At 66.2% G+C, this 26,006-nt stretch carries 23 protein-coding genes; 18 read left to right on the top strand and 5 right to left on the bottom strand.

Features of this window, described 5'->3' with window-relative positions:
- The coding region (locus QOJ24_RS01185; RefSeq protein ID WP_526258289.1) for a flavin-containing monooxygenase at positions 1–588 on the bottom strand (588 nt) is incomplete at its 3' end.
- Positions 589–757: 169 nt separating this feature from the next.
- Here QOJ24_RS01185 and QOJ24_RS01190 point away from each other — a divergent pair.
- The 8 genes from QOJ24_RS01190 (at position 758) to QOJ24_RS01225 (ending at position 12,014) form a co-directional block, all read left to right on the top strand.
- Positions 758–1,198, top strand: coding sequence for a nuclear transport factor 2 family protein (locus QOJ24_RS01190; RefSeq protein ID WP_526258291.1), 441 nt, complete (start codon positions 758–760; stop codon positions 1,196–1,198).
- Positions 1,199–1,353: 155 nt separating this feature from the next.
- The gene (locus tag QOJ24_RS01195) at positions 1,354–1,779 is read left to right on the top strand and encodes an NINE protein (RefSeq protein ID WP_526258293.1); all 426 of its coding nucleotides are present in this window, start codon (positions 1,354–1,356) and stop codon (positions 1,777–1,779) included.
- The gene (locus tag QOJ24_RS01200) at positions 1,766–2,182 is read left to right on the top strand and encodes a DUF2752 domain-containing protein (protein ID WP_526258295.1); all 417 of its coding nucleotides are present in this window, start codon (positions 1,766–1,768) and stop codon (positions 2,180–2,182) included. The genes QOJ24_RS01195 and QOJ24_RS01200 overlap by 14 nt, the downstream gene beginning before the upstream one ends.
- 85 nt (positions 2,183–2,267) lie before the next feature.
- The gene (gene gltB, locus QOJ24_RS01205; RefSeq protein ID WP_526258297.1) at positions 2,268–6,812 is read left to right on the top strand and encodes a glutamate synthase large subunit; all 4,545 of its coding nucleotides are present in this window, start codon (positions 2,268–2,270) and stop codon (positions 6,810–6,812) included.
- A complete protein-coding gene (gene gltD, locus QOJ24_RS01210) occupies positions 6,805–8,307 on the top strand; it encodes a glutamate synthase small subunit (protein WP_526258299.1) in 1,503 nt (500 codons plus the stop codon). The genes gltB and gltD overlap by 8 nt, the downstream gene beginning before the upstream one ends.
- 31 nt (positions 8,308–8,338) lie before the next feature.
- Positions 8,339–9,757, top strand: a complete 1,419-nt coding sequence (gene pyk, locus QOJ24_RS01215; RefSeq protein ID WP_526258301.1) for a pyruvate kinase — start codon at positions 8,339–8,341, stop codon at positions 9,755–9,757.
- Positions 9,758–9,774: 17 nt separating this feature from the next.
- Entirely contained in the window at positions 9,775–10,638 is an 864-nt protein-coding gene (locus QOJ24_RS01220; RefSeq protein ID WP_526258303.1) for an acyl-CoA thioesterase II, read from the top strand.
- Between the two features lie 2 nt (positions 10,639–10,640).
- Positions 10,641–12,014 (top strand): phosphatidylglycerol lysyltransferase domain-containing protein, encoded by a 1,374-nt coding sequence (locus QOJ24_RS01225; RefSeq protein WP_526258305.1) that lies wholly within the window; start codon positions 10,641–10,643, stop codon positions 12,012–12,014.
- On the opposite strand, the gene QOJ24_RS01230 is transcribed toward QOJ24_RS01225, so the two are convergent.
- Both QOJ24_RS01230 and QOJ24_RS01235 read right to left on the bottom strand, forming a co-directional pair.
- Positions 11,986–12,513, bottom strand: a complete 528-nt coding sequence (locus QOJ24_RS01230) for a DUF4190 domain-containing protein (protein WP_526258307.1) — start codon at positions 12,511–12,513, stop codon at positions 11,986–11,988. The two genes, QOJ24_RS01225 and QOJ24_RS01230, sit on opposite strands and share 29 nt — an antisense overlap.
- Positions 12,510–13,100 (bottom strand): HdeD family acid-resistance protein, encoded by a 591-nt coding sequence (locus QOJ24_RS01235; RefSeq protein ID WP_526258358.1) that lies wholly within the window; start codon positions 13,098–13,100, stop codon positions 12,510–12,512. The genes QOJ24_RS01230 and QOJ24_RS01235 overlap by 4 nt, the downstream gene beginning before the upstream one ends.
- Positions 13,101–13,317: 217 nt before the next feature.
- Between QOJ24_RS01235 and QOJ24_RS01240 the strand changes: the two genes are divergently transcribed.
- From QOJ24_RS01240 to QOJ24_RS01275, 8 genes are read left to right on the top strand one after another with little or no spacing between them, the layout of a single operon-like run.
- On the top strand, positions 13,318–14,208 hold the full coding sequence (locus tag QOJ24_RS01240) for an ABC transporter substrate-binding protein (protein WP_526258360.1): 891 nt from the start codon (positions 13,318–13,320) through the stop codon (positions 14,206–14,208).
- Positions 14,209–14,224: 16 nt separating this feature from the next.
- Positions 14,225–15,172, top strand: a complete 948-nt coding sequence (locus QOJ24_RS01245) for an amino acid ABC transporter permease (protein ID WP_526258309.1) — start codon at positions 14,225–14,227, stop codon at positions 15,170–15,172.
- Positions 15,173–15,177: 5 nt separating this feature from the next.
- Positions 15,178–15,930: an amino acid ABC transporter ATP-binding protein gene (locus QOJ24_RS01250; protein ID WP_526258362.1), complete on the top strand. Its 753-nt coding sequence runs from the start codon at positions 15,178–15,180 to the stop codon at positions 15,928–15,930.
- Between the two features lie 5 nt (positions 15,931–15,935).
- A complete protein-coding gene (gene macS, locus QOJ24_RS01255) occupies positions 15,936–17,063 on the top strand; it encodes a MacS family sensor histidine kinase (RefSeq protein ID WP_526258311.1) in 1,128 nt (375 codons plus the stop codon).
- Entirely contained in the window at positions 17,036–17,689 is a 654-nt protein-coding gene (locus tag QOJ24_RS01260) for a response regulator transcription factor (protein ID WP_526258313.1), read from the top strand. The genes macS and QOJ24_RS01260 overlap by 28 nt, the downstream gene beginning before the upstream one ends.
- A 57-nt stretch (positions 17,690–17,746) precedes the next feature.
- A complete protein-coding gene (locus tag QOJ24_RS01265; RefSeq protein ID WP_526258315.1) occupies positions 17,747–19,579 on the top strand; it encodes a DUF2339 domain-containing protein in 1,833 nt (610 codons plus the stop codon).
- A 55-nt stretch (positions 19,580–19,634) separates the two neighbouring features.
- The gene (locus QOJ24_RS01270; protein WP_526258317.1) at positions 19,635–20,120 is read left to right on the top strand and encodes a Dps family protein; all 486 of its coding nucleotides are present in this window, start codon (positions 19,635–19,637) and stop codon (positions 20,118–20,120) included.
- A gap of 28 nt (positions 20,121–20,148) precedes the next feature.
- Positions 20,149–20,601 (top strand): SRPBCC family protein, encoded by a 453-nt coding sequence (locus tag QOJ24_RS01275; RefSeq protein WP_526258319.1) that lies wholly within the window; start codon positions 20,149–20,151, stop codon positions 20,599–20,601.
- On the opposite strand, the gene QOJ24_RS01280 is transcribed toward QOJ24_RS01275, so the two are convergent.
- A complete protein-coding gene (locus tag QOJ24_RS01280) occupies positions 20,570–21,880 on the bottom strand; it encodes an adenylate/guanylate cyclase domain-containing protein (RefSeq protein WP_526258321.1) in 1,311 nt (436 codons plus the stop codon). The two genes, QOJ24_RS01275 and QOJ24_RS01280, sit on opposite strands and share 32 nt — an antisense overlap.
- Positions 21,881–21,889: 9 nt before the next feature.
- The gene (locus tag QOJ24_RS01285) at positions 21,890–23,398 is read right to left on the bottom strand and encodes a PucR family transcriptional regulator (protein WP_526258323.1); all 1,509 of its coding nucleotides are present in this window, start codon (positions 23,396–23,398) and stop codon (positions 21,890–21,892) included.
- An 83-nt stretch (positions 23,399–23,481) separates the two neighbouring features.
- Here QOJ24_RS01285 and speB point away from each other — a divergent pair, with 83 nt between their 5' ends.
- A complete protein-coding gene (gene speB / locus QOJ24_RS01290; RefSeq protein WP_526258364.1) occupies positions 23,482–24,432 on the top strand; it encodes an agmatinase in 951 nt (316 codons plus the stop codon).
- On the top strand, positions 24,429–26,006 hold the full coding sequence (locus tag QOJ24_RS01295) for a thiamine pyrophosphate-binding protein (RefSeq protein WP_526258325.1): 1,578 nt from the start codon (positions 24,429–24,431) through the stop codon (positions 26,004–26,006). Before speB ends, QOJ24_RS01295 begins: the two co-directional genes overlap by 4 nt.

Genomic DNA, 26,006 nt, shown 5'->3' on the forward strand with positions numbered 1-26,006 from the left:
GTGCGTGATGTGAACGGCTTCGCGCTGCAGCGCGGACACGATCTGCACTCCGGTGGAACCGTTTCCGATGACGGCGATCCTGCGTCCGCTGGTCGCGATATCGTCGTCCCATCGCGCGGTGTGCACGACATCGCCCTCGAACGCGGTGAGGCCAGGGATATCCGGCGTGAACGGGTGGTGGAGCACGCCGGTCGCGGCGATCACGAAATCGGCTTCCAGCTGTGTGCCGTCGGCGGTAGCCACCTGCCATGCGGGGCAGTCGAAGACAGTCGACACGACTTCACAGTTCAAGCGAATGCGATCGTCGAGAGCGAATTGTTCGACGACCCCGCGGAGATAGCGCTGAATCTCGGCACCCGTGGCGAATATTCCGGTCCAGTCGGGTTTGGGCGCGAACGAGAATTGGTAGAGCTGCGACGCGACGTCACACGTCAGACCCGGGTAGCGGTTCCAGTGCCACACACCACCGACGTCGGTGCCCTTCTCCAGGATCGTGAAGTCACGAAATCCGGCGCGCTGCAGCGTGACCGCGGTGGCGATGCCCGCGATACCCGCCCCGATGATGATGATCCTCGGCTCCCGTGTCATCGCCGCCCCTCGGACTGTGCGTCGACCGACCCGAACCGCAACGAACAGCCCACAGGGGCAACGTACTGGTGTTGCGGACGGCCGTGCCGGGAACGGCGAACTTTACAATGGAATGTCCGGGTGACGCCGCGCTCCGTCGATGTACGCTCTTACCGCGGAAGGCGGGGCAATGGTCGCACCATCAGGGCATGACTTGGGCGAATGGCTTGATCGGCTTGCGATTCAAGATGTCATCTGCCGCTACTCGGACGCGGTGACGCGTGCCGCCTGGCAGCAGTGTGACCGACTGTTTTCTGCAGACGCGGTGTGGGAGAGCCCTCTGCTCGGACTGCGATTCGAGAGCCGCGCGGCATTCCTGGAATTCTTGCAGGGTACGGGCGCGTACGACCTCCTGATACAGACGTCGCAAGCTTCAGTGATCGCGTTTAGTGAAACCGATCAGGCGACGGCTACGACGACGATTCATGAGTTGACCCGGGGGGCCGGCTTGGCGGATACCGAGTTGGGCGGAGCGGGCGCAAAAGTCAACGTCGAGCAGTACGGAATCTATTACGACAATCTTGCACGGATCGGCGGGGAGTGGAAATTCGTTCACCGGTTGTTCGAATGATCTACGTCAATGCTGCAAGCGTGACCGGTGACGTGTTCGCCAAGCGGTCGGCTCTGGCGTGACCTGAGTGACCGGTGAACGGGGTGACCGACACTCTTCGACTTCTGGCCGGGCAACCTATCTAGCAACCGTCGGGTTCTGGCATGCTTGGTGCCATGACTGAGCCGCATTTCGGTGGCGCCGAGGGACCTCCGCCTCCTCACCAACCGCATTATCAGCCGCCACCTCCCGGATATGCGCCTCAACCGCCCGGGTATCCGCCGCCGGGTCAGCAGTACGGCCAGTATCCGCAGGCGTATCAGGATCCGTCGGCGCCGTACGGCCGCCATCCGCTGACCGGCGAGCCTCTTTCGGACAAGTCGAAGATCGTGGCCGGGCTCCTGCAGCTGATCGGGTTGTTCGGTCTCGTCGGCATCGGGCGCATCTACCTGGGCTATACCGGGCTGGGCATCGCGCAACTGGTCGTCGGCCTTGTCACGTGCGGCATCGGTGCGGTGGTGTGGGGCATCATCGACGCCGTGCTGATCTTCACCGACAAGGTGCGCGACACGGAGGGACGTCCCCTTCGTGAGGGCACCTAACGCCGCGCTCAGTGACCGGGCGCGGCTGTACGGCGCACTCGGCAGCGGCGCGCTGCTGGCCGGTGGGCTGGCGTACGTCGGCCTCGCCGATCCCCACAATCCCGACTTTGCCTTCCCGGGCTGCCCGTTCAAACTGCTGACGGGGTGGAACTGCCCGGCGTGTGGCGGGTTGCGGATGACGCACGACCTCCTGCACGGCGACCTGGCCGCCGCCGTCGTCGACAACATCTTCCTTCTCGTCGGGCTGCCCGCTCTGCTGGCATGGGTTCTGGTGCGCAGGCGGGCCGGACGGCCCGTCTTCACGACGCCCGCGATCGCCGTCATCGTGGTCCTCGCGGTCACCTGGACGGTGGCGCGAAATCTGCCCGGATTCCCGCTGGTGCCCACGCTTCTCACCGGGTAGGCGCCCAGCTGCGCTGATACAATCGCATTTCGGGCCGCTGCAGTCCCGGACGAATGATTTCGCCAGACTGCGGAGGTAAATTCCAGTGCTGTTCTCGGCATTGCCGCGCGCCCAGGGCTTGTACGACCCCAGCAACGAATCCGACTCCTGCGGTGTCGCGATGATCACCGACATCCAGGGCAGGCGTTCGCATTCCATTGTCGCCGACGGCCTCGTCGCCCTCGATCATCTCGAACATCGCGGCGCGGCGGGCGCCGAAACCAACAGCGGTGACGGTGCGGGGATTCTGATACAGCTGCCGGTGGAGTTGTTCGCCGACGTGCTCGAGTTCGAGCTGCCCGCGCCGACCACCGACGGCGCCAACACGTACGCCGCAGGCATCTGCTTCATGCCGCAGGACGCCACCGAGCGCGCGGCAGCGCGTGAAGGGATCGAGGCCATTGCCGCCGAGGAGATGTTGGAGGTCCTCGGCTGGCGCGATGTGCCGGTCGATCCCCATGGCGCCGACCTCGGTGAGACCGCGCTGGGCTGCATGCCCTACATGGCGCAGATCTTCGTGGCATCGCCCGATCGAGTGGGCGGCATCGACCTGGACCGGCGAATCTATCCGATGCGTAAACGAGCCGAGGCGACAAACGTCTACTTCCCATCTCTGTCCAGCCGGACCATTACATACAAGGGCATGCTGACGACGATGCAGCTGCCGCAATATTTCTCGGATCTGCGTGACGAGCGATGCATGAGCGCGATCGCCATCGTGCACAGCCGCTTCTCCACGAACACGTTTCCATCCTGGCCGCTGGCGCACCCCTTCCGCTTTGTCGCCCACAACGGCGAAATCAACACCGTGCGCGGCAACCGCAACCGCATGCACGCCCGCGAAGCCATGCTGGCGAGTTCCGACATCCCCGGCGACACCGCGCGGCTCTCGCCGATCTGCACGCCCGACGCGTCGGACTCGGAGTCGTTCGACCAGGTTCTCGAGCTTCTGCACCTCGGCGGACGCAGCCTGCCGCACGCCGTGCTGATGATGATCCCCGAAGCGTGGGAGAACAACGCATCGCTGGCCCAACCGCGCCGGGACTTCTGGCAGTTTCACGCCTCGCTGATGGAGCCGTGGGACGGGCCCGCGTGCGTCACCTTCACCGACGGCACAGTCGTCGGGGCCGTGTTGGACCGCAACGGGTTACGACCGGGCCGCTGGTGGCGCACCATCGATGACCGCGTGATCCTGGCTAGCGAGAGCGGAGTGCTCGACGTGCCGTCGGCGCAAATCGTCGCGAAGGGCCGGCTCGAACCCGGCAAGATGTTTTTGATCGATACCGCGGCCGGACGCATCGTCGCCGACGACGAAATCAAGGCCGAACTGGCAGGCGCGCGCCCGTATGGAGAATGGCTGCACGCTGGCCTGCTTGACCTCAAGACGCTGCCTGACCGCATTCGCACACAGCCCAATCACGACTCGATCCTCCGCAGGCAGGTCGCCTTCGGCTACACCGAAGAAGACCTGCGAATCCTGTTGACGCCCATGGGGGCAACCGGCGCCGAGCCGCTGGGCTCGATGGGCACCGACACCCCAGCGGCCGTGTTGTCACAGCGCGCGAGATTGCTCTACGACTATTTCGTCGAACTCTTCGCCCAGGTGACCAATCCGCCGCTGGATGCGATCCGCGAGGCTGTCGTCACGTCGATGGCACGCGTGATGGGGCCCGAACAGAACCTGCTCGACCCGTCCGCGGCGTCCTGTCGTCAGATCCAGCTTTCCTGGCCGGTGCTCGACAACGACGAGCTGAACAAGATCGTCCACATCAACGACGACGGGGAACAGCCCGGGCTGCGCACGGCCGTGCTACGAGGTTTGTACGAAGTCGAACGTGGCGGTGCGGGCCTGGCCGACGCTATCGAGGATCTCCGTCTTGCGGCCTGCCTCGCGATCGCCAAAGGTGTTCGCACACTGGTCATCTCAGACCGGGACTCCGACCACACCCGCGCACCGATTCCGTCCCTGCTCGCGGTGTCCGCGGTGCACCACCATCTGGTGCGGACCAAGCAACGCACCACCGTCGCTCTGGTGGTGGAAAGCGGCGATGCCCGCGAAGTGCACCACATCGCGATGCTGATCGGATTCGGGGCAGCCGCGGTCAACCCCTATCTGGCCTTCGAATCTATCGAGGACCTGGTCCGCGAGGGCGAGCTCACCGGCATCGAGGCCGCCGCGGCGGTTCGCAACTATTTGACGGCACTCGGCAAGGGCGTCATGAAGGTGATGAGCAAGATGGGCATCTCCACCGTTGCGTCGTACACCGGTGCCCAGGCCTTCGAGGCGATCGGCCTTGACCGCGACGTGGTCGGCGAATACTTCACCGGCACGCCGAGCCGACTGGGAGGAGTCGGGCTCGACGTGATCGCCGAGGAGGTCAAGCAACGACATCGCCGTGCCTATCCGGAGAACCCCACCGAACGGGTGCACCGCCGCCTCGACGTCGGTGGCGAGTATGCGTTCCGCCGGGAAGGTGAGCTCCACCTGTTCACGCCCGAAGTGGTCTTCCTGCTTCAGCATTCCACCCGTACCCGGCGCTACGACGTCTTCAAGCAGTACTCCGACGAGGTGGACCGGCTATCCCGCGAGGGCGGCACGCTGCGCGGCCTCTTTGCGTTGAAGACGGGAGTGCGCCCCGCTGTGCCTCTCGACGAGGTGGAATCGGTCGACTCGATCGTCACCCGGTTCAACACCGGAGCGATGAGCTACGGCTCCATCTCGGCCGAAGCGCACGAGACCATGGCGATCGCGATGAACAACCTCGGCGGGCGGTCCAACTCCGGCGAGGGCGGTGAAGATGTCGACCGGCTCTACGATCCGCGCAGGCGCAGCGCCGTCAAGCAGGTGGCATCGGGGCGCTTCGGCGTAACCAGCGACTATCTGGTGAACGCATCGGACATTCAGATCAAGATGGCCCAAGGCGCCAAGCCGGGCGAAGGTGGGCAACTGCCGGGCTATAAGGTCTACCCGAACATCGCGAAGACCCGCCATTCGACGCCTGGCGTCGGCCTGATTTCGCCTCCGCCGCACCACGATATCTACTCGATCGAAGACCTGGCACAGCTCATTCACGACCTGAAGAATGCCAACTCCGACGCACGCATCCACGTCAAGCTGGTCAGCTCGGTCGGCGTCGGCACCGTCGCGGCCGGCGTTTCGAAGGCGCACGCCGACGTCGTGCTGATATCCGGGTACGACGGCGGCACCGGTGCCGCGCCGCTGACGTCGCTCAAGCACGCAGGTGCCCCGTGGGAGATCGGCCTCGCCGACACCCAGCAGACATTGATGTTGAACGGATTGCGTGACCGGATAACGGTGCAGTGCGACGGCGGTATGCGCACCGCGCGCGATGTCGTTGTGGCGATGCTTCTCGGCGCCGAGGAATTCGGCTTCGCCACCGCACCATTGGTGGTTTCCGGCTGCATCATGATGCGGGTCTGCCATCTCGACACCTGCCCGGTGGGCGTCGCCACCCAGAACCCCGAACTACGGTCGCGGTTCAACGGCAAGCCGGAGTTCGTGGAGAACTACTTCCGGTTCGTCGCCGAGGACATCAGACGCTACCTCGCCCAGCTGGGTTTCCGCAGCATCGACGAGGCGGTCGGCCAAGTCGACATGCTCGATACGGCGCACGGTGTATCCCATTGGAAGGCAACGGGTCTCGATCTGACGCCGATTTTCTCGAAGTCGGATAACGCCCACGATCCCGGCCAGACGGTGCGCAGGCGCGTCCGCGACCAGAACCACGCGCTGGACCAGGCTTTGGATCAGACGCTGATCCAACTCGCCGAGGGTGCGTTGGAGGATGCTCACCCTGTCCGACTGGAACTGCCGGTGCGCAACGTCAACCGCACGGTGGGCACCATGCTCGGCGCAGAAGTCACCCGCCGATACGGCGCGCAGGGGCTGCCGGACGGCACCATCCACATCGAGCTGCACGGCTCCGCGGGCCAGTCCATCGGTGCCTTCCTGCCGCCGGGCATCACCCTCGAGCTGGTCGGTGACGCCAACGACTACGTCGGCAAGGGACTGTCGGGTGGACGGGTCATCGTCAAGCCGCCCGACGACGTGCTGTTCCTCCCCGAGGACCACGTGATTGCGGGCAACACGCTGCTGTACGGCGCCACATCCGGTGAGGTCTTTCTCCGCGGCCGGGTCGGGGAACGCTTCTGTGCCCGCAACTCCGGTGCGCTCGCGGTGTCCGAAGGCGTGGGAGACCACGCCTGCGAGTACATGACCGGCGGACGTGTCGTGGTGCTTGGTGAAACTGGTCGGAACATGGCCGCGGGCATGTCGGGCGGCATCGCATTCGTGCTCGGCCTCGATCAGGCGATGGTCAACACCGAGATGGTGGAGTTGCAACGTCCCGACCCCGAGGACTTCACCTGGCTGCACGACGTGGTGGCCAGGCATGCCCGGTTCACCGGTAGCACGGTAGCCACGTCCTTACTGTCCGACTGGCCACGGCGCAGCGCGCAGTTCACAAAGATCATGCCGACCGACTATCAGCGTGTCCTGACCGCGACCAGGATGGCCAAGGCGCAGGGCCGCGACGTGGACGCCGCGATCATGGAGGCGAGCCGTGGCTGATCCGCGTGGATTCCTGGAGGTACACCGTGTCGAGGCGGCCAAGCGGCCGGTAGACGAGCGGGTCGGCGACTGGCGCGAGGTGTACGAACAACAGGATCCGCAGCAGCGCGCCGGCGAGGTGTCCCGGCAGGCCCGCAGGTGCATGGACTGCGGAATTCCGTTCTGCCACTCGGTAACCGCCGGTTGTCCGCTGGGCAACCTCATCCCCGAATGGAACGATCTCGTCCGCCGAGGCCGGTGGGATGCCGCGAGCGATCGACTGCATGCCACCAACAATTTCCCCGAGTTCACCGGCCGCCTTTGTCCCGCCCCGTGCGAGTCGGCCTGTGTGCTGTCCATCGGCGACGACAAGACCGGCGGCAGCGTCACCATCAAACGCATCGAACAGACCATCGCCGACCACGCGTGGATGGACGGCATCGTCGAGCCTCAACCCGCCGCCATCTCCACGGGCAGGAGCGTCGCAGTCATCGGCTCCGGTCCCGCAGGTCTGGCTGCTGCCCAGCAGCTGACCCGCGCCGGACACGACGTCACGGTGTACGAGCGCGACGACCGGTTGGGCGGCCTGATGCGATACGGAATCCCCGAATACAAGCTGGAGAAGGCGACGCTGAACCAGCGATTGGCCCAAATGCGCGCCGAGGGAACACGTTTCGTCACCGAATGCGAGGTGGGCGTCGACCTGTCTGTGGAGCAGCTACGCGAGCGCCACGATGCGGTGGTATTGGCCGTCGGGGCGCTGCGCGGCCGGGACAACAATGTCGAGGGACGGCAGCTCGACGGTGTGCATCTCGCGATGGAGCACCTGGTGCCTGCCAACAGGGAGTGCGAGGGCGACGGCCCCTCGGCGCTGTCGGCCAAGGGCAGGCACGTCGTCATCATCGGCGGCGGCGATACCGGTGCGGACTGCCTCGGCACGGCGCATCGTCAGGGCGCGGCCTCGGTCACGCAGCTCGATTACAACCCAGAACCGCCGGAGTACCGTGACGAGTCCCGCTCACCATGGCCGATGTGGCCCCTGGTGCTGCGCACGTCGCCCGCCCACGCGGAGGGCGGCGCGCGGCGCTACGAGGTCGCCGTGCAGCGGTTCGTCGGCGACGACGACGGCCACGTCCGCGCAATGGAGATCGCCGAGGTGCGGGTCACCCGTGATGCCAAAGGCCGCAGGCGGATCACCCCGGTCGGCGACACCCTGGAGATTCCGTGCGACCTCGCCCTGCTCGCGATCGGGTTCGACGGTGTCGAACACATGGCCCTGCTGGACGACCTCGGGCTGGCACTGAACGGGCGAGGGGCGTTGTCGTGCGGATCGGATTGGCAGACGGGCGCCCCGGGAGTCTTCGTCTGCGGAGACGCCCACCGGGGGGCGTCGCTGATCGTGTGGGCGATCGCCGAGGGGCGCAGCGCGGCGCACGCCGTCGACTCCTACCTGATGGGTGAGTCCGACTTGCCCGCGCCGGTGTTGCCGGGCGCATTGCCGCTTGCCGTCGCGTGACAGGCACCTTTCGGGACTATGCTGAGAAGTCGTGACTAGACGCGGAAAGATCGTCTGCACTCTCGGCCCGGCGACCAGTGAAGACCATGTTGTTCGGGCGCTGGTCGAGGCCGGAATGGATGTGGCCCGACTCAACTTCAGCCATGGCGAGTACGCAGATCACGAGGCCCACTACAAGCGCGTACGGGCGGCATCGGATGTGACGGGCCGCGCGGTGGGCATCCTCGCCGACCTGCAGGGTCCCAAGATCCGGCTGGGGCGGTTCGCCGCAGGACCCACCTACTGGGCGAACGGCGAAACCGTTCGCATCACCGTCGACGACTGCGAGGGCACCCACGACAGGGTGTCCACCACCTACAAGAATCTCGCCGCCGACGCCGCAGCCGGCGACCGCCTGCTCGTGGACGACGGCAACGTCGGTCTGGTCGTCGAGCACGTCGACGGCAATGACGTCGTGTGCACGGTGACCGAGGGCGGGCCCGTCAGCAACAACAAGGGCCTTTCCCTGCCCGGCATGAACGTGTCGGTGCCCGCGATGTCGGAGAAGGACATCGACGACCTCGAGTTCGCTCTTCGCCTCGGCGTCGACCTCGTCGCGCTGTCGTTCGTGCGGTCGCCCGCCGACGTCGAACTCGTCCACGAGGTGATGGACCGCGTCGGCCGCCGGGTACCGGTGATTGCCAAGCTGGAGAAGCCCGAAGGCGTCGATAACCTGGAGGCCATCGTGCTGGCGTTCGACGCCATCATGGTCGCCCGCGGCGACCTGGGCGTCGAGTTGCCCTTGGAAGAGGTGCCGCTGGTACAGAAGCGGGCCATCCAAATGGCAAGGGAGAATGCCAAACCCGTTATCGTCGCCACCCAGATGTTGGAGTCGATGATCGAGCACTCCCGACCGACCCGCGCGGAGGCTTCCGACGTCGCCAACGCGGTGCTCGACGGCGCCGACGCGGTGATGCTGTCGGGTGAGACATCGGTCGGCAAGTACCCGCTGGAAGCTGTCAGGACCATGGCCCGCATCATCTCGGCGGTCGAGCAGAATTCGGTGGTGGTGCCGCCGCTGACGCACGTGCCGCGGACCAAGCGCGGTGTGATCTCCTATGCTGCCCGCGACATCGGCGAGCGGCTGGACGCCAAGGCGCTGGTCGCCTACACGCAGTCCGGCGACACCGTCCGCAGACTGGCCCGGCTGCACACCCCGCTGCCACTTCTGGCTTTCACGTCGTTGCCCGAGGTGCGAAGCCAGCTGGCACTGAGTTGGGGCACCGAGACGTTCATCGTGCCGCACATCGATACCACCGACGGAATGATCCGCCAGGTCGACAAGTCCCTGCTCGAACTCGGCCGCTACAAGCGCGGTGACCTGGTGGTCATCATCGCAGGCGCGCCACCGGGCACAGTAGGCTCGACCAACCTGATCCAGGTGCACAGGATCGGCGAGGACGACGTCTAGACGGGGGAGGGCCACAGGTGCCGGTAGGCGACCTCGAAGAGTTGCTGGCGGTCCTGGGCCTCATCCGGATCGACGACGACACATTCGTCGGGTCTCACCCGAGTAAGAATCCCCCCCGCACGTTCGGCGGGCAGATGATGGCGCAGGCCCTCGTGGCGGCGGGTCGGACCCTGGTCCGGGACTGCCCGCCCGGAGCCATGTCGACGCACTTCATCGCGGGCGGCAACCCCGAGAAGGACCTCGAATTCCGGGTTGTGCGGTTGCGCGACGAACGCCGGTTCGCCAACCGCAGGGTCGACGTCGTGCAGGACGGCGTGCTGCTGACCACCGCGATGGTCTCGTTCGTCGACGGCGGCCGCGGCCTCGAACACGGAATCGACGCACCCGTGGTGCCAGATCCGTTGTCGCTGCCCAAGATCGACGATCTGCTCGCCGGCTACGAGAAGACGGTGCCGCAGTTCGTGGAGGCGTTGAGGCCCGTCGAATGGCGGTACACGAACGACCCGGCCTGGGTGATGAGGAGCAAGGGCGAAACGCTCGGTCACAACCGGGTGTGGCTGAAGGCCGACGGGCCCATGCCGGGAGACCCGCTGCTGCACACCGCCGCCCTGGTGTACGCCTCGGACACCACGGTGCTCGACTCGATCATCACCACCCACGGACTGTCGTGGGGCTACGACCGGATCTTCGCTGCGACGGTCAATCACTCGGTGTGGTTCCACCGCCCGATCCGGTTCGACGAGTGGGTGCTGTATTCGACGACCTCACCGGTGGCCGCCGACTCGCGAGGGCTGGGAACCGGACACTTCTTCGACCAATCCGGGCAGATCGTGGCTACCGTGGTGCAAGAAGGAATCATCAAGTACTTCCCGGGTGCATAGCGATGGAGCAAGCAACGGGGCTTCGGGCCCGCGAGCGTGTCGTCGTCCACGTCGACTCGACGGCCGCTCGCTGGATCAGCGCGCTCGCCGTCCTCAGCCTGTCCTGTTGGGTGCTCCTGCTGCACAAGGATCTGGCCTGGTCGGCGACGATCTTGAGCACCGTCGTGCTCATTGCGCGCGGCATCTTCCTGGGAAGGCCGGTCACCGCGGGCCATGCCACCGCGGCAATGGTGGTCTGCATCGCGGGCATCGCGGCGGTGTTCCTGGCTTTCGATATGCCCGGCGACGTGTTGTTGGTGACATCGGCTGTGTTGCTGATGCGGCCGGCCTCGGCACGCCCGAACCCGGCGGATCTGCCCCGGGTATTTGCGTTGGTGAACGAGACGTCGGGTGACCCGCTTGCGCCGTTCGCGATGCAGGCGTCGAAGTGCTATCACTTCAGCGGTGACGGCACCGCCGCGATCGCCTACCGCGCCCGGCTCGGCTTCGCCGTTGTCAGCGGCGACCCGATCGGCGATGAGGCCCGGTACACCGCTCTGGTCGCGGATTTCGCCGCGATGTGCCACACCAGGGGGTGGCGCATCGCCGTCCTCGGCTGCAGCGAACGGCGCCTGAACCTCTGGGCGAACCCTGCAGTGCTGGGCCGCAAGCTCACCCCCGTTCCCATCGGGCGCGATGTGATCATCGACGTGGCGACGTTCGACATGATCGGGCGGAAATATCGCAATCTCCGTCAGGCCGTGCAGCGCGCCACCAACTTCGGCATCACCACCGAAGTGGTTGACGAACAGAGCCTGCCCGACGATCTGCTTGCCGAACTGACAGACGTGATCCTCGAGTCGCCGAGCGGTTCTCGGACCGAGCGCGGCTTCTCGATGGCGCTCGACGGCACGCTGGAGGGCAGATACCCGGGTGTCACCCTGATCATCGCGCGCGACAAGACCGGTCGCGTCCAAGGCTTCCACCGCTACGCCACCGCAGGCAACGGCACCGAGGTGACCCTTGACGTGCCGTGGCGTCGCCGCGGGGCGCCCAACGGTATCGACGAGCGACTGTCGGTCGACATGATCGAAAAGGCCAGAGAGCAAGGGGCGCAACGGTTATCGCTTGCCTTTGCAGCTTTTCCCGAGATCTTCACCGACAAGCACCGCACCCTGCCCCGCAGCCTCGTCTTCACGGCGGTCCACCTGGGGGACCCGCTCATCGCGCTCGAGTCCCTCTACCGCTATCTACGGAAGTTTCATGCGCTGGGCGACCAGCGGTATGTGATGGCGACGCTCACACAGGTGGTGCCGCTTCTCATCGTGCTGTTGTCGCTCGAGTTCGTCCCGAGGCGACGGCATTTGACTAGGGCGTCGGTGCTGCGGGCGTCGTGACCGTGACGCTGAACTGATCCTCGACCTTCTTCTGGAACTGGTCGACACAACGCTGGACGGCTTCCTGGTCCGAGCCCGCCCTCGACACGCAGTCCATGTAGTCGGTGCCGCCCACTTCGTTGAACACCCACACCGACAGCACGATCGCGACGATAGCCTCGATGATGCTCAGAACTCCGAGCACGATGCCCGCGATCGCGACGCCACCGTTGGTGGCTTCTCCACGCTTGGCGCGCTGCCATCCGAGGAAGCCGAGTATCACAGCTGCGATGCCGAGCACCACGCCGCCGACAACAGAGATCAGCGCAATGATCGCCACGACCAGCGCAGCGATGCCCAACCCGTTTCGCGGCCCCGCGGACGGCGGGTTGTACCCCGAGTAGGGCTGAGGCGGTGGTGGCGGATAACCGCCCGGGTAGCCGCCACTTGGCGGCTGTGGGGGCGGATATTGCGGATATTGCGGGTACTGCGGGTATTGCGGCGGCTGCGGTTCGGTCATGATGCCGAGGAATCGGCAGGCGCAGGCGGTTCAGCGCGTGGCGCGGACGCGGTGCGTGCGTTGGCGGCCTTGCGGATCCCGAACGCGGACACGACTTCGAAGACTCCGATGACGATCAGCCAGACGCCGACGACGATTGCCAGCGTCAGGATGGATTCGAACGGCGAGGCCATCACCACGACACCGGCGATGAGACTGATCAGCCCGATGAAGATGTTCCAGCCCCTGGCAGGCATGGTGGGATCGCTGACCGCGGCCACCGTCGTGGCGACCCCGCGGAATATGAACCCGACCCCGATCCAGATGGCCAGCAGCAAAACCGCGTAGCCCTCGCCGAAATGCCGAAAAGCCAGCACGGCGAGGATCAGCGCCGCCGCCCCGCTGATGAACAGCATCACTCTGCCGCCGGCCGTGACATGGAGGCTGAACGCCATGACGACCTGCGAGATGCCGGTCACCAGCAGATACGCCCCGAACACGATGGCGGTGACCAGGATCGAGATCCCCGGCCACGCAAGCACGATGATGCCAAGGATCACCGCCAGAAGTCCGGACATCAGCGCCGACTTCCAGAGGTGTGGCAACAGGACCGGGGGAGCTTCGGTAGTCATGATCGAAGTGTTTCACAGCGCTAACGGCGCGGATAAGAGTTTGCAAGCAACGCGCGGGAAATTGAGTCCGACAGCACAATAAGCCGAAGCGCGGCGCAACGTCGTCGTCGCCATTAACCTTCCGTACGTTAACTGCCCAATGCAGAAAGTAGAGGCAACCGTGTCAGGTGGATGGGAAACCCGTCGGGGGAACATGTGGCGATTGGCAGCGGTATTCGCTGCGGCCGCCACCCTCGCCGTTTCAGGCTGTTCGGCCGGCAGCGATTCCGGATCGAGCGAGTCGACAAGCGCAACCTCGGGGGTGTCCGCGGAGAAGGTCGATGCCATCGCGAACACCGTGCCCGAGGCGATCAAGTCGTCGGGGAAGTTGATCGTCGGCGTCAACATTCCGTACGCGCCAAACGAATTCAAGGATCCCAGCGGCAAGATCGTCGGCTTCGACGTCGATCTGGTGAACGCCGTTGCGGCCACCCTCGGCCTGACCCCGGAGTATCGCGAGGCGGACTTCGCCAAAATCATCCCGTCAATCCAGGGTGACACCTTCAACATCGGGATGTCGTCGTTCACCGACACCAAGGAGCGCGAGCAGACGGTCGACTTCGTGACCTACTTCTCGGCGGGCATCCTGTGGGCGCAGCGGCCGGGTACTCCGATCGACCCGAACAACGCGTGCGGCAAGAAAGTCGCGGTGCAGGCCACCACGACCGAGGAGACCGAGGAGTTGCCCACCAAGAGCAAGGCGTGCACCGATGCGGGCAAGCCGCCGATCGACATCCTCAAGTTCGACGGTCAGGACGCCGCGACCAACGCCGTGGTGCTCGGGCAGGCCGACGGCATGTCGGCGGACTCGCCGGTCACCGCGTATGCGATCAAGCAGAGCAACGGCAAGCTGGAGGCGGCAGGTGAGATCGCTGACGCAGCACCGTACGGTTGGCCGGTGAAGAAGGGTTCGCCCCTTGCGCAGTCGCTGAAGCAGGCGCTCGAGCACCTGATCGAGACCGGTAAATACAAGGAGATCGCCACCAACTGGGGTGTCGAGTCAGGACTGATCGATAAGCCGGTGATCAACGGCGCGATCAACTAGGTTCAGGGATTCCACTATGACTGATGTCGACACGCCGCCAGCCACCGCTCCAGCCGCGATCGATGCCGTTCCGCTGCGTCATCCGTGGCGGTGGGTGGCGGCGGTCGTCATCATCATCTTGTTGGTCCTGTTCCTTTACGGCGCTGCCACCAATGACGCCTACCGATGGCGCGTCTTCGGGGAGTACGTCTTCAACGAGCGGGTGCTCAGTGTCGGCCTGCTGAACACATTGCAGCTGACCATCTACTCGATGGTGCTCGCGATCGCGCTCGGCGTGCTGCTTGCCGTGATGCGGCTGTCGCCGAACCCGGTTTTCAAGTCGGTGTCGTGGGTGTATCTGTGGATCTTCCGCGGCACCCCGGTTTACGTACAGCTGGTGTTCTGGGGTCTGATCCCGACGATCTACGCCAACATCCAGCTGGGTGTGCCGTTCGGACCGTCGTTCTTCCATCTCAATCTGCAGGCGCTCTCCATCCCGTTTCTGTTGGCGATCGTCGGCTTGGCCCTCAACGAGGCCGCCTACATGGCCGAAATCATCCGCGCGGGAATCAGTTCCGTGCCGGAAGGTCAGCTCGAGGCGTCGACCGCACTGGGCATGTCGTGGGGGATGGCAATGCGCCGCACCGTCCTTCCGCAGGCGATGCGGGTGATCATCCCGCCGACCGGCAATGAGGTCATCAGCATGCTGAAGACCACATCGCTGGTCACTGCCGTGCCGTTCGCCCTCGACTTGTACGGCATCACCTCTCGCGAGATCGCAGCCCGCGAGTTCGAACCGGTTCCGCTCCTGCTGGTGGCGGCGTTCTGGTACCTGGTGGTCACCAGCATCTTGATGGTCGGCCAGTACTACCTGGAGCGGTACTACTCGCGTGGCGCATCGCGCAAGCTGACGAACAAGCAACTCGAGGTGCTGGCCAAGGCGCAGGGAACCGGAGCGCCGGGAGGAGGAGGTGAGGGCGCGTGACACCGATGGTGAAGGCCGAAGAGGTCTGCAAGAGCTTCGGTGCCCTCGACGTCCTGAAGGGCATCACGCTCGAGGTCGGCAGGGGCGAGGTGATGTGCATGGTCGGCCCGTCCGGCTCGGGCAAGTCGACGTTCCTTCGGTGCATCAACCACTTGGAGGTGGTCAATGCGGGTCGCCTGCATGTCGACGGCGACTTGATCGGCTACCGCGATGCCGGCGCCAAGCTCTACGAGATTTCACCCCGTGTCGCGGCCAAACAGCGGCGCGAAATCGGCATGGTTTTCCAGCATTTCAATCTGTTCCCCCATCGCACGGCATTGGGCAACATCGTCGAGGCACCTATCCATGTGAAGGGTGTCAAGAAGGCCGAAGCGATGGAGCGGGGGAAGGATCTGCTGGAGCAGGTCGGCATGGCGGACAAGGCGCACGCTTATCCTGCGCAGCTATCCGGCGGCCAGCAGCAGCGCGTGGCGATCGCCCGGGCGCTCGCAATGAACCCCAAGCTGATGCTGTTCGACGAGCCCACGTCGGCGCTGGATCCAGAACTCGTCGGTGAGGTTCTCGCGGTGATGAAAAAGCTTGCTTCCGAGGGCATGACGATGGTGGTGGTCACCCACGAGATGGGCTTCGCCCGCGAAGTGGCAAATCAACTCGTGTTCATGGATGCCGGGGTGGTCGTGGAAAGCGGCCCCCCACGCGATGTGCTCGCCAACCCGCAACACGAGCGTACTAAGGCTTTTCTGTCCAAGGTCCTCTAGCTCTGATGCCGGCAAGCACACCGGACCCGGTCACCCCGCTGTGGCGGGCGGCGCAGGTGTTCCGGTTGCTCAGTTGCGTCTACGCGCTCGGTTTTCAGATCGCCGTCACCGACGACCTGGACCGGCCCGCGATCGGATGGCTGCTGTTCGTGGTCCTGATCGGCTGGAGCGTCGCCTGTGCGGTCGCCTATCTGAACGGGTTCGGCCGCCGGCCCGCCTGGGTGGTGGCCGAACTCGCCGTCGTGGTCGCGCTGATGTTGTCCACCGAGTTCGTCGCGTCCGACCAGTGGGCGCTGAACAACCAGTCCTGGCCGACCACGCTGTGGGCCACCAATGCGACGATATCTGCGGCCATCCTGCTCGGCCCGATCTACGGGATGCTCAGTGGCGTAGTGATTGTCGCCGCCAGCACGTTGGCGAAGGGTGTACTGAACTACGACCTCGGCCGTAACGCGACGGTGGTGATCGAGCTTGCGGTGGGTCTCGGTGTCGGCATGGCCGCGCAGACGGCGCGGCGCGCCCACACCGACCTGGAACGTGCCGCGCGGCTGGCGGCGAGGACCGAGGAAAGAGAACGGCTCTCCAGGCAGGTGCACGACGGCGCCATTCAGGTCCTTGCGCTCGTCTCCCGCCGGGGCCGCGAGATCGGCGGCGAGACAGCGGAACTGGCAGAGCTGGCAGGGGAGCAGGAACGTGCGTTGCGCCGTCTGGTCAGCTCGACGGACGCCGAACCGCGGATAGGTGAGCTGACCGATATCGGTGCCCTCCTTCGCCGACGGGCGTCGGACCGGGTTTCGGTGAGTGTGCCTGCTGATCCGGTGCTGCTGGAGGCAACCGTCGCCGAAGAACTTGCGGCAGCGGCAGGCAACGCGCTCGACAACGCCGCCGCCCATGCGGGTCCCGATGCAAGGGCCTACGTGCTTTTGGAGGATCTCGGCGATACCGTCACGGTGAGCATCCGCGACGACGGTGTCGGGATCTCGGACGGTCGGCTCTCCGAAGCCGTCGGTGAGGGTCGGTTTGGGATAGCCAAATCGATTGTGGGGCGGATGGATTGGTTGGGTGGCAGCGCCAAGTTGAACACCGGGCCGGGATGCGGGACGGAATGGGAACTGACGATACCCCGACGGTGATGGTGGTCGACGACCATCCGATCTGGCGCGACGCGGTTGCTCGCGATCTCGCCGAGGGCGGTTTCAACGTGGTAGCCACCGCCGATGGTGTGGGGTCAGCGCGCAGGCGGGCGCAGGCAGTGCAGCCGAACGTCGTGGTGATGGACATGCGGCTGGCCGACGGCGACGGCGCGCAGGCAACCGCGGAAGTGCTGACTGTGTCGCCTGCGTCGAGGATCCTGGTCCTGTCGGCCTCCGACGAGCGTGAGGACGTGTTGGAGGCCGTGAAGGCAGGCGCAACCGGGTATCTGGTCAAGAGTGCTTCGAAGGCCGAACTCGGCGACGCCGTGCGGGCGACGGCGGAGGGCCGTGCGGTGTTCACACCGGGGCTGGCCGGGTTGGTGCTGGGGGAATACCGGCGAATCGCGCAAGGACCCGACTCGAGTTCGGCGCCGAGCCTGACCGAGCGCGAAACCGAGATCCTGCGCCACGTCGCCAAGGGCTTGACCGCCAAGCAGATCGCCGCGCGGCTGTCGCTCAGTCACCGCACCGTCGAAAACCACGTTCAGGCCACGTTCCGCAAGCTGCAGGTCGCCAACCGCGTCGAGTTGGCGCGCTATGCCATCGAACACGGCCTGGACGAATAGGCGGATTCGGGTAGTCCTACTCATCCGCGTACTCCCGTCCGCTGCGACGATGGCGCAATGACCGCACCGCATGACGCCGTCGTTTCCCGGCTCTCGGCGAACTTTGCCTCGATGTCCGTGCAATTCGCGAAGGTTTCCGCCGACCTGACCGAACTGGACCGCCTTCTGGGCCAACGCCCGAACGTTTCGCAACCCGCACCGCAGCCGGTGCCGCCCCCCGTGTACATTCCCCAGCCCTATATATCGCCCGCCGCGGCGTACGCGCCGCCACCTCCTCCTCCGCCGCCTCCCATGGCCCCGCCGCCGCGGATGACGCCACCGCCCGCACCGCCGAAAGCGCCTCGGCCACCGCGCGACTCGAATTGGATCGGCAAGGTTCTCGCCGTCGCAGGCGTCGCAGTCACACTCATCGGCGTTGTCCTGCTGCTCGTGCTCGCCGCCCAGGCCGGCATCCTGCGTCCCGAAATCCGAGTCGGCGCAGGCGCATTGCTCGCCGGGGCGCTTGTCGTCGTCGCCGCCCGCTTGAACTCGCGCCCCGGCGGACGTGTCGGTGCCATCGCCCTTGCCGCAACGGGTATCGCCGCGGCGTACATGGACGTCATCGCGATCACGACGATCTACCACTGGGTGTCCGCACCCTTCGGGTTGGTGCTCGCTGCAGTGATCGGTGGCGGTGGCCTCATCCTGGCCAGGCGTTGGGACAGCCAGCACCTCGGCCTGCTCGTGCTGGTACCGCTGATCATTCTCGCCCCGATCGTCTCCGACGGCATCACGATGCTGTTGATTGCGTTCATGCTCGCCATCTCGGCCGCTTCGCTGCTTCCTCAGCTCGGCAAGAACTGGGTCTGGCTGCACGCGGCGCGAATCATGGCGCCGACGTTGCCGCTGTTGATCGCGTTGGTCGCGGCCCGTATCGGCGACACCAACGGCGCCTGGTTGGCCGGCGGCTGCGCGATCGCCGCGGTGCTCGCCATGGCGGGGGCACTGGTGCTGCTGCCGTCGACCGACAACAGGGGCGCGATGGCGCTGCTGACCGTCGCGGGCGTGTGCCCGGTGCTGTGCGCGTCGGTGGCGCTTCCCTCGACGGTCGCCGCGCTGATGGCGGGCGGACTGGCCGCGGCGCTCCTGGCGGTCGTGCTGGTCGGCGACCGGCTACCAGGCGTCTCCACGATGGTCCGCCGGATCTGGTCGGCGACATCGGCGGTGTCCGCTCTGATCGCCGTTACGGTCGCCTTCGACGGCGAGGTCGCCACGCCGGTGCTGTTGGCGATGGCCGTGGTGATCGCCGTTGCGGGACGACGCGACGCCGTCGCGCGGGTGGCGGCCGTCGGGTTCGGTGTCATTGGCGGGCTTGCCTACCTCAGCTATGCGCCACCCACGTTGCTGGTCCGCGCTACGCAGTTGTCGACGCCGGATTCGGTGGCCATATTGGCTTCCAGCATCCTGCTGATCATCGCCGTCGTCGCGGTCGTCTGGTCGTGGATCGGCCGCGCGGTGTTGGACACCGATGCGCTCCGCGTGCTGCTGGCGGGCCTGGCGGTCGTGGTCGTCTACTCGATCACCATGTTCACCGTGACGGCTGGCGTGCTGGCAGGCGGCGAGAGCGGCGGATTCTTCGCGGGCCACATGGCTGCCACCATCTGTTGGATCGCCATGGCCGCCGCCTTGTTCGTGTGCGCGGCGCGGCAGCCACGAGACGACAGGTCGTTGCCGCTCGCCGGTGGGCTGGCGCTGGTCGCGGGGTCCATGGCGAAGCTGTTTCTGTTCGACCTCGGCACGCTGGACGGGATGTTCCGGGTTGCGGTGTTCATCGTCGTCGGCCTGGTCCTTCTGGGTATGGGCGCCGGATACGCCCGGTTGCTCGCTGCGCAGGATCAGCAGGAAGTGTGACGCCACTCATAGTCCTATTTGGAGTCATTCAAGATTACTGCTCGTTGGACTGTGCATGGGCACACGTCGAACTGAAACCGATATTCGGAACTTCCAAGCATCCAGCCAGCTGAGGGACAACTTGCAGCGCGTCCTGGTGGACCTCATCGAGCTACACCTTCAGGGCAAGCAGGCGCACTGGAATGTGGTCGGCACGAACTTCCGCGACCTTCACCTTCAGCTCGATGAACTCGTGGACTTCGCGCGAGAGGCCAGCGACACGGTCGCCGAGCGGATGCGCGCGCTCGACGTCATCCCCGACGGTCGCTCCGACACGGTCGCGGCGGGCACGTCGCTTCCACAGTTCCCGGCATATGAGCACGGCACCGCCGAGGTGGTTGACCTGATAACCGCGCGCACCTACGCGGCAGTCGGCACCCTGCGTGGCGTGCACGACGAGGTCGACGCGGAAGATCCCAGCACGGCAGACATCCTGCACCAGCTCATCGACGGCCTGGAAAAGCTCGCCTGGCTGATCAAGTCCGAGAACCGCAAGGTCTAGGCACCGGCGAAGCGGGTACTCCACGCGCGTGACAGTCACGAGAGATATTCGCGCATCCCGTCAGCAGGTGTGGGACGTGATCGCCGACGGCTGGACCTACTCTCAGTGGGTGGTCGGTAACAGTCGAATGCGGGCGGTGGACCCGAACTGGCCCGCACAGGGCTCCACGATCCGGCATTCGATCGGCGTCTGGCCGCTGCTGATCGACGACGAGACCATTGTCGAGGAGAGCGCGCCGCTGGAGAAGCTGGTGCTGCGCGCCAAAGGCCAGTTCGGTGCCGCCCGAGTCATTCTGCGGCTCAGCGACATTCCCGAGGGCTGCCGAGTGACGATGGAGGAGTACCCGGTCACCGGGGTGGGCGCCCTCGTGCCAAGCAAACTGGGTGACCTTGCGGCGTGGCCGCGCAACCGAGAAACGCTGTGGCGGCTTGGCGCGATTGCGCAGCGGCTCAAACCGAATGAGCTGTCGTCCAAGGACTGACCGCCTCGAGTTCGGCGGCGTGCGAGCCGTCACCGTTGCGCCTGCCGACCAGGTACCAGGTATGCATCAGGCCCTTGCCCTTGACGTCGACGTCGCCCCGTTCCTCTAGTACATAGCCGTCCTTGAGTCGCTCGTACATCGCCTGAGGCACCTGGATCCGACCCTCGACGTCGGTGGACTCCATCCGCGATGCGACGTTCACCGCGTCGCCCCAGACGTCGTAGAAGAACTTGCGGGCCCCGACGACTCCGGCGACCACGGGCCCCGACGCCAGTCCGATGCGCAAGGGCACCGCCCGGCCCTGCGGGTCCGTCAGGCCGGCGACCGCTTCGGTGATATCCAGGGCCAGGCAGGCGATGGCGTGCACGTGGTCGGGCCGGGGCGTCGGCACGCCGCTGACCACCATGTACGAGTCGCCGCTGGTCTTGATCTTCTCCAGCCCGTGCCGGTCTACCAGGGCGTCGAGATCGGTGTAGAGGGTGTCAAGGAAACGGACCAGTTCGGTGGGTGTCGTATCGCTGGCCCTCTTGGTGTATCCGGCGATGTCGGCGAACAGGATCGACGCGTCGTCGTACTTGTCCGCGATGATATTGCGCGCCGGATCCTTGAGCCGGCTCGCGATCGACGCGGGCAGGATGTTCGCCAACAGCGACTCGGATCGCTGATACTCGGCCTCCATGGCCTTCTCGGCGCGGTCGATCTCGCGCATCGCATACCAAACGGTTGCGACCACCATCACCGCCGAGCCGATGACGGAACTGATGAAACCGACGGTGAGCATCCACGGCGGGCCGAGATTCCTATCGTCGGGGACGAAGATCTGGAGGGCAATCGATCCGGCCGCACCGAAGGCCACGATCGTCGACGCCAGAACGATGCGATCGATCCCGAACACGAGGAGCACCAGCGTTGCCGCGACCAGAAAGTAGAACTGGAGACCGGAATTCGTGCCGATCGAGTAGCAGATATAGCCGACAGAAATGTAGGCGAACACGAAGAAGGTCAGCGGCGCGATCAGCTCGCCGAACCGGTACAGCAGCGGAACCGCGACGAAGACCGCACCGAACACCAGGTTGAGCAGCCCGATCCACCACAGCGGGCCGCCGACCGTCAGCTGGAAGATTCCGAAGGCAACGCTGATCACTGCGCCGATCCAGGCCGCGACCTTGAGGACGCGGAAGCGACTGGCCACGCTCTCGGCGTAGTGCCGAGTGCGGGCCGGAACCGCGTTCGCGATCGCCAGCTCGGGCATACACACCGACCGCGCCCTGCGCGTCATGGGGAGAGCCTACTTCGCTGGGTCCGCAGAAAGCCTGCCGATCTCTCGCGCGCGCAGCGCAAGCCACAGCTCGTGACGGTCCTGCGCCGAATCCATTCGCCTGCCCGTCAGCCTCTCGACCGCCTCGAGCCGGTGACGCATGGTGTGCCTGTGCACCCGCAGGGCGTTCGCCGCCGCCGCCCAGTGCCCGTTGTGCTCGAGAAACGCGGTGAGCCCGCGCAGCAGTTCGGTCGCCCGGTCACTGGCGTCGAGCGCCCCGAGTACCGCGTCGGTGTAGGCCTGCAGCGATTCGAGGCCGACTGCACCGAACAACATCCGGCTGCTGGCGATTTCTTCTGCGTGCAGATGCCGGCCCTGCAGCCGGCTCGCAGGCAAAGCCGAGCGGGCTTGCCGCAGCGACACCGCAACGGCGCCGGGCCGGACCCCGATGCCGATCCCGGCCGCCCTGTCCGGAGCCAGCGTGGCCAGCGCGGCGGGCAGATCGGTCGCGAGCGGGACCGTGACTTCGACGACGTTGCCGACCACCCGGACCAGCGCGTCGCGCAAGGTGGTCAGTAGGTCTGCGGCGAGCTCCTCCGCGTCGTCGGGCGCGGCGATCGCGGCGGCCCGTTGATCGGCGTCCTTCAAGCCCAGCGATGCCAGCCAGCGGGCCGCTGTCGCGTCGTCCACCGTGCCCCTCGCCAACCGGTCGAACACCTGGGACCGTTCGCGTCGCTGTGCGCTGTTGAGCCCGTGGCGGCGCTCCAGCTCCAAGGACAACAGCGACACCAGGTCGCCGGTGATCTGTTCGGCCGCAGGCACTTCCACCGGACCGTCGATCAGCAACCACGCCCGCAGCCGCTGGGCGCCGAGTGCATGCAACTCGCGCCGGCGGCCTTCGCCGATGTCGGCGGCCGCGGCCGTCAGGCCGTGGTCCCGTACCGACGCGAGGAGGCTCGACATCCGCTCGACAAGACGATCGCCGTCGGCGTCGGTTTGCGCCAGCACCCGGCCCAGCTGATCGACGATGACACCTGACCGGCCCGTCGCCTCGCGGTGCGCGTTGAGGATCCCCAGCAGGCCACCCGGGCTGACTGCGGCGGCAGTGAGCGCGCGCTGCGTGTGCAGTGTCCGTTCCAAGACCCGGCGTTCTTCGCGGGCCCGAAACGCGAAAACCGCCTTGGTGACCGCGATGAAGGGCACCCCGTCGGGCACGGTCAACAGCGGCATTTCGTGCCGGTCGGCGGCTGCGATGAGGCGGTCCGGAGCACGCTGATGGGGCAGTTCGGTGCCCAGCCCGAGGCCGACCGCCCGCACACCGGCGTCGCGAAGCTCGCCGATATACGCCCCGCAGCCGTCGACGGTGCGTGGTAGGAGCAGCCCGATGGTCAGGAGCAGCTCCCCGCCCTGCAGCCATGGTCCGGGATGAGTCAGCTCGGACACCGCTGCCGCCTCGATCTCGCGGTCGCTGCCGTCGGGGCCTGCGGCCAGCTCGAGGCCAAGGGATGCGTCGTCAAGCAACTCCGCGACCGTCGGCATGGACATATCGTCCAACTGCGTGCCCACAATTTCTACAAATTGTCGATAACGGTGTGACCGTCGTCTCAGGAATCGTCGTGTTCATGACGTCGTCACAACAGCCGCTCGGTCCTGTCGATGCCACCAAAGTGCCGCGCTACGCCGGTCCGCCCACTTTTGCGCGGCTGCCGCGTACCGATCAGGTGACCCACACCGACGTCGCCGTCGTCGGCATCCCGTTCGACTCCGGGGTCTCCTACCGGCCGGGTGCACGGTTCGGACCCCAACACATCCGCGCGGCATCCAAGCTGCTGCGTACGTACCACCCTCGCCTCGACGTCGAGCCGTTCGCGGTGCACCAGGTCGCCGACGCAGGGGACATCGCCGTGAACCCGTTCGACATCGCGGAAGCGATCACCACCATCGAACGGGCCTCCGACGAACTGCGGGACGGCGGCACCAAGCTGATCACCCTCGGCGGGGACCACACCATCGCACTTCCGCTGCTGCGGTCTCTGCACCGTGACCACGGTCCGATTTCGGTGCTGCACTTCGACGCTCATCTGGACACCTGGGACACCTACTTCGGCGCGCCTTTCACCCACGGCACCCCGTTCCGCAGGGCGAGCGAAGAGGGATTGCTCGACCCGGAACACTGCTTGCACGTCGGCATCCGCGGCCCGTTGTACGCGCCGAGCGACCTCTCCGACGACCGTGTGCTCGGCTTCCAGGTCATCGGCTCCGACGACTTTCAGATCGACGGACTTGCTACCGTCATCGAACGCATGAGCGCCCGCCTCGGTGAGGCACCCGTGTACGTTTCCGTCGACATCGACGTACTCGATCCCGCGCATGCGCCCGGCACCGGGACCCCTGAGGCCGGCGGCATGACCAGCCGTGAATTGCTGCACTGCTTGCGAAACCTGGTCGGTGTCAACGTGGTCGGAGCCGACATCGTCGAGGTCGCACCGGCCTACGACCACGCCGAGATCACCGGGATAGCGGCGGCGCACGTTGCCTACGAACTGCTGTCCGTCCTGGCGGCGGGTTCGTGACCGACTATCGCAACGGCGGTGCAGCCGTCGTCGAAACCCTTGCCGCACACGGTGTGGACACCATCTTCGGAATCCCCGGCACTCACAACCTTGAGCTGTACCGGCACTTCGGCGGGCACGGCGTCCGCGCCATCACGCCACGTCACGAGCAGGGCGCAGGCTATGCGGCGGAGGCTTATGCGCGCGTCAGCGGGCGGCCCGGCGTCGTGGTCACCACCAGCGGGCCCGGCCTGACGAACGCGATGACGGCGGCCGCAACCGCCTATGCCGAGTCCCAGCCGGTGCTGCTTCTGTCCTCCGGCATGCCGACGGGTACCGCGGGGCGCGACCTCGGCCAGCTGCACGAGGCCAAGAATGCCAGCGGCGCAATGGATCAGCTGGTGTCATGGAGCCGTCGGGTGCACACCGCCGACGAAGCGGCGTCCGCGGTGTCCGATGCGTTCAGCGGGTTCACCGGACGACGGACCCGTCCGGTCCACATCGAGATTCCGGTCGACGTGCTCGAGCAGGCCTGGGCCGGCGGCCCACGGGTCGATGCGGCGGTCGCCCCGCCGACAGCCGACCGCAACGCGGTGCGCCGCGCCGCCGAACTCCTCGCCTCGGCCGAGTCGGCGCTCATCATCGCCGGCGGTGGCGCCGTCGATGCACAGAAGGAGTTGACGGCCCTCGCCGAGGCGGTGGGCGCGCCGGTCGCCACCACGGTCAACGGAAAGGGCACGGTCGACGAGGCGCACCCGTTGTCGGTCGGCGCATCGATACGACTTCGGGCGTTGCAGAAGGCCGCGGCCGACAGCGACGCGCTTCTGGTGATCGGCACCGAACTCGGCGACTCCGACCTGTGGGAGGGCCACATTCGCGGGAGGGTCGTCATTCGATGCGATATCGACCCGGCCCAACTGGACAAGAACTGCCCGGCAGACCACGCGCTGCTTGGTGATGCCGCCACCACGTTGAACGCGCTGCTCGAGACGCTGCCCGCGAAACCGGCTGGCGGAGAGCAGCGTGCGGCGGACCTGCGCACGGCCTGCCGTGACGAGGCCGCCGTCGATGCGGGCCCCTACGCCGAAATCAACGCCGCGGTCCGCGCGGCGCTCCCCTCCGATGCCGCGCTGGCCGGCGACAGCTCACAGGTCACCTATTTCGGCTCCGTGCATTACTTCGACCTGCCCGCGCCGCGGCGGTTCTGCTACTGCCCGGGTTTCGCCACCCTCGGTTACGGACTTCCCGCCGGACTCGGCGCAGCGATCGGCCGACCGGAGGCACCGGTTTCCGTCCTACTCGGTGACGGGGCGTTGATGTTCTCGGTGCAAGAATTGACAACACTTGTGGAACAAGGACTTTCCGTACCGGTCATCGTCGTGGACAGCGGCGGCTACCGGGAGATTCAGGATCAAGAGGCGGCCCGCGGGATCCCGCCGATCGGAGTCCAGCTGCGCACGCCGGACCTGAGCGCACTGGCTGTCGCGATGGGCGCGAACGGCGCCCGAACCACCTCGACCGCAGAACTGACCGGGCTCGTCGGCGACGCACTCGATGCCGATGGCCCGACCCTCATTCACTTCGACATCCGCTGA

Source organism: Mycobacterium sp., assembly GCF_032159775.1.
Classification (GTDB): Bacteria; Actinomycetota; Actinomycetes; order Mycobacteriales; family Mycobacteriaceae; genus Mycobacterium.